General features: G+C 65.1%; 4 protein-coding genes and 3 pseudogenes. 4 read left to right on the top strand and 3 right to left on the bottom strand.

The genetic code is table 11. The annotated features are described in order from the left end of the window. Positions 1–673 (top strand): annotated as a pseudogene (locus tag AZE13_RS35185) (transposase family protein); the annotation flags it as partial. 52 nt (positions 674–725) lie between these two features. Next, positions 726–1,088: a DDE-type integrase/transposase/recombinase gene (locus AZE13_RS35190; RefSeq protein ID WP_181690548.1), complete on the top strand. Its 363-nt coding sequence runs from the start codon at positions 726–728 to the stop codon at positions 1,086–1,088. A 14-nt stretch (positions 1,089–1,102) separates the two neighbouring features. Here AZE13_RS35190 and AZE13_RS33155 read toward each other — a convergent pair. Further along, positions 1,103–1,861: pseudogene (locus AZE13_RS33155) on the bottom strand (transposase family protein). A 294-nt stretch (positions 1,862–2,155) separates the two neighbouring features. Here AZE13_RS33155 and AZE13_RS33160 point away from each other — a divergent pair. Next, complete coding sequence (locus tag AZE13_RS33160; RefSeq protein ID WP_066940497.1) at positions 2,156–2,569, top strand: ImmA/IrrE family metallo-endopeptidase; 414 nt, start codon at positions 2,156–2,158, stop codon at positions 2,567–2,569. A gap of 39 nt (positions 2,570–2,608) precedes the next feature. On the opposite strand, the gene AZE13_RS33165 is transcribed toward AZE13_RS33160, so the two are convergent. Both AZE13_RS33165 and AZE13_RS33170 read right to left on the bottom strand, forming a co-directional pair. After that, positions 2,609–3,307, bottom strand: a complete 699-nt coding sequence (locus AZE13_RS33165) for an IS982 family transposase (RefSeq protein ID WP_258528187.1) — start codon at positions 3,305–3,307, stop codon at positions 2,609–2,611. Between the two features lie 69 nt (positions 3,308–3,376). After that, complete coding sequence (locus AZE13_RS33170; RefSeq protein WP_066940500.1) at positions 3,377–3,874, bottom strand: VOC family protein; 498 nt, start codon at positions 3,872–3,874, stop codon at positions 3,377–3,379. A gap of 306 nt (positions 3,875–4,180) precedes the next feature. On the opposite strand from AZE13_RS33170, the pseudogene AZE13_RS36125 reads away from it, so the two are divergent. Beyond that, a pseudogene (locus AZE13_RS36125) lies at positions 4,181–4,338 on the top strand (transposase); the annotation flags it as partial.

The raw sequence follows: 4,338 nt of genomic DNA on the forward strand, positions 1-4,338 counted from the left end.
GCCGCAGGTGCAAGCTACGTCCGTCCGGACGTGCCCTGGTCGCGCTGGTGTACCTGCGTCAGCACATCACCTTCGCCCAAATCGCGGCCGGCTTTGGAACCAGCGTCGGCACCGCCCACTGCTATGTCTGCTCCGTCGTCGCGCTGCTGGCCCGCCGGGCGCCGGGACCGACCCGGGCCCTGCGTGAGGCGAAGGAGCAGGCGGAGTATGTACTGATGGACGGCACCCTTGCGGAGTGCGACCGCGTCGGTGAAGGCCACGGCGACCACTCGGGAAAACATCGCCGTCACGGCGTGAACCTCCAGGTCATCACCGACCCGACGGCAGGATCGTGTGGAACTCCAGGGTGCTGCCCGGCCGCACCCATGACCTCGCCGCGGCCCGCACACACCGGATCATCAACACGACGTGTGTCCGACTCGGCGTCCCGGTCCTGGCGGTTCTGGGCTCCCTCGGTGCCGGTGGCACCTTCGCCGTTGCGCACCGCCGCCGTCCACGTCAAGAACTCGCCGTCCAGCAGTGGTCGTTGAACAGGGCCCAGACCCGGCTGCGCCATCCCGTCGAGCGGGGCATCGCCCGACTGAAGACCTGGCGAATCTTCCGCAAGGCACGATGCAGTCCCACCTGGCCCACCACAGCAACACGAGCCGTCCTCACCCTGGAGAGCTACCGCTCAAAAGACTCAGGATATCACTTACGTTTCCACGGGCGAGGGATGACTGCACTTGGCCACCGTAATCTACTGCTGCACGAAGGAAGTCATCGGCTACGCGATGGAAGACAACTACCAGACTCCGCCTATATCCCGGGCCATCCGTAACGCAGCCCGCAACCGAAAACTCGTCAACGGCTCAATATTCCATTCGGATCGCGGGTTGAACTACATGTCAGTCGAGTACGGCGAAGTGCTGCAGGTCCTTGGAATTCGGCGCTCCGCCGGCCGCACAGGAATCTGTTTCGATAACACCATGGCGGAATCGTTCTTCGGCTCCCTGAAGAACGAACGCGTATCGAGGGCGACTTTCTGCCCCGCGACGCCACCCGCCAGGCCGATACCGGCGCGTCAACGGTCAGGTCGCGCTCCGTGAGCCTTTGTCCAACGTCAGTTCTGGGTGTTGAGGTGGAGGGTGGGGGTGGCTTGGGCGGTGTTGGTGATGCGGGTGGTGGGCCAACGGAGTTTTTGCGGGAGCCGCCGGGACTTGAGGGTGGTGTTGGCCTGTTCACCGACGGCGCGGTTCTTGGTGTGGGGGAGTATGGTGCGTTTGCCGGTCGGGAGGGTGCTCCGGCGGCCGTGGTGGGGCATCGGGATCGTGCCGGGTGCGCTCTGGTAGTCCTTGTCGGCCCAGGTCGGGACGCCGGCCGTGGTCAGGGCGTCGATGATGTCGTGGTAGGGGTTGCTCTGATGTCGTGGACGGTTCCGGGCAGTGCGGGTGAGGTCCCGAGCAGCCGGCCGTCCGAGCGGGCGATGGCCTGCACGTTCATGCCGTGCTTCGTGTGCTTCCCGGAAGAGTGCGGACGGTTCGCGGCGATCCGGTCGATCGGCAGGAGCGTTCCGTCCAGGATCACGAAGGCTTCCGCATGGCGGTCCGTACGGCGTCCTCGAGTGTCGGCGCGAGGGCGGCCAGGGCGTCGACGGCCTCGTGCACGTAACGGCAGACCGTGGCGATGCCGACCGCGAACCCGGTGGCGAGCCGGGCGCAGGTGTCACCGCACCGCAGCTGAGCGAGCCCGGCAGAGCCTGCCTGCCGGCCGTCAACCGCCGCCTGCGGGTATCGAGCTCCCGACGGCGCATCACCACAAGCCGAGCCAGGAACCGCAGAGCCGAGCGGGACAGACCGATCACCGACAGGTGGACAAGCACACGAAGCCCCCGGTGCACACGGTTGATCTTGATCGACAACCCGTCCACCAGCAGCTTCACCACTATGCACAACCCAACCACCCCCACCCGGCCCCACTACACGCAGGAAAGAGCTCATTCTGAAGTGATCAGTTATGGGCGCCCCGGCTCGGTATGGCATATCTGTAGGCGGTTAGGGCTAAGCTTCCACGGCCCGCCGCTCTCCTACTCCGCCTCCTAGCCCCCTGTGTGTTAGCTCTCCCAGCACAAGATCAACACCGGCCGGATCACTGGCCTGGGAGAAAGCACGCCTGCGTGAACGCATACGACCCTGAGGCCGAGATCGACGCTATCGGCGTCCCTATCTGCTACCTCCCTTTGCGTGACAGCCTCGCTGCCTGGGACGCCGAACGCCGCAAGGTCTACTGCTCCGAGGGCCTGGGCCCCATCCACAAACGCTGCGCCCTCGCCCACGAACTTGCCCACATCGCCCTTGGCGACCACCGCTGTGCCTATGGCGGCACCACCAACGTCGCCACCTTCGCCCAGGAACGGACCGCCGAACTCTGGGCCGCCCGACGTCTGATCAGCGTCGTAGAACTCGCTATCGCATATGACTCCGGCCTACCCGATAGCATCCTCGCTCGCCAACTCGGTGTCACCCCCCGCATTTACCGGGCCCGGCTAATCGCCGAGAAAGAGGACGAACAGCGCTGGCTCGGACCTTGAGATACCTTCCTGCGACCTAGGCGAATGAGTCCGATGTGTTCAGTGATCGAATGCGACCAGCGACCGCATGACCGGAGCGCCGGTCTTGTGGTTTCGCCAGATCGCGGCGGCCATCGCGAGGACTCGCTGAGCGACGCGGACGGCGACGCCCTCAAAGGCGCGTCCGCCGTGCTGTTCGAGGTCCAGCTGCCCTTTGAGGGTGTCGTTCACAGACTCGATCAGCTGCCGCACCGACTTGAGAAGAGGCTCGCCCTTGCGCTTCTTCTCCCGCTTGAACGACGGCCGCAGCAGTTCGATCCCGCGCATGGCCAGGTCATTCTCGAACTCCTTGGAGGCGAAGCCCTTGTCGGCGATCAGCAGCAGGCCGGGCCGACCGGCGATCAGGTCCTCCTCGACATCGAGCATGGCCTGGAGCACCTCGCGCTCGTCCAGCTTCGGATTCGCCAGCGCCCACAGGATCAGCATCCCGGTCGGCGTGCAGACCAGGTGCAGACGCAGGCCCCAGAAGAACCGGGAGTGGGAGGCGCAGTAGCCGTATCCGGCCCAGCCAGCTATCTCCGACCGCTTCACCGTCGGCCGCGAACGCCCGCACTCCACGGGGGTGGAGTCCACGATCCAGTGGTTGTCGCACCAGAAGTCCGTGTCCGCCGCCAGCATCCGTATCACCTTCTTGACCATCGGCAATGCGGCCCGCAGCCGCTTGTTGTACCCGGACTGCTGGGGTAGATACGGGAACATCGAAGCCAGGTGTCCAAGTTCTCGTTCGCCACACAACGATCTTGGACAGTCTCTTCTCGCTCCTGGACGTCAGCCGAGGTTGGATTCCCGGGCGGGGAAGAAGTCGGCGCTTTGGACGTACTCCATAGCCTTGGTGAACTCCGGGTCGCCGAGGCGGCGTTCCATTTCCTGCGGGCTCAGGTCCTCCATGCGGGTCTGGATCCAGTACAGATTGCCCAATGGATCGCGTACCCGCCCGACCCGGTCTCCGAAGAACAGGTGGGTGACCTCGGTGACCGAGGTACCGCCAGCCGCAACGGCCTGACGGTGCACAGCGTCGGCGTCCTCGACGTAAAGGCGGAGGAAGCCCGGGGTCGGCGGCCACTCCGGCCGCGCGTCGAACATCATCACCACCGAGTCGCCGATCCGTACCTCCGCATGCTCGATGGCCCCGTCCTTGCCCGCGAGACACGCGAGCTCCTCTGCGTCGAAGGCCCGCTTCATGTAGTCGATGAGCTGCACCGTGTCGCGCGAGATGATCCACGGCGTCACAGTGCTGTAGCCCTGGGGAACCGGCTTGACGGACATCTGACTGCCTCCTGGGGTGCGAGTGCCTCAACGCGGTGATGACGCTAACGCCCGTCTAGGTCAGTTTCAGTCCTAGATCCCGATCAGTGATGCTGCACAGCACCCACGAGCACCGTCATCGGAGCATGCACCACTCACGCTCCGATGACTCCGTGCCGCGAGCCGTCCCGCCTGGCCGCCCCCGTCGCGGGACCGGGAAGCCATCGGCGAGACAGCGGAAGGGACCCGCGGGACGAACCCGCCAGACATAGGACTTGATCGTCTAGTAGGACTCCGTTAGGTCTTCCTATCGGGACTGTGAGGAGCATGCGTGGGGACACACTTCAAGTGAACCGGGTTCGGGCGGAGTTGGCGTTGTTCGTGACGGAGTGTTCGCCTCGGTGTCACGCAAGGATCAGCGGGCCAAGAGCCATTGCTATCTGCGGGGGCTGATGCTGGATGGTCGCCGCAAGTCCATCCAGTCC

This window comes from Streptomyces sp. NBRC 110611 (genome assembly GCF_001590865.1).
Taxonomy (GTDB): Bacteria; Actinomycetota; Actinomycetes; order Streptomycetales; family Streptomycetaceae; genus Streptomyces.

Excerpts from the sequence above, each read along its gene's own strand:
- AZE13_RS33165 (WP_258528187.1), bottom strand. The coding sequence starts at position 3,307 with ATGTTCCCGTATCTACCCCAGCAGTCCGGGTACAACAAGCGGCTGCGG.
- AZE13_RS33170 (WP_066940500.1), bottom strand. The coding sequence starts at position 3,874 with ATGTCCGTCAAGCCGGTTCCCCAGGGCTACAGCACTGTGACGCCGTGG.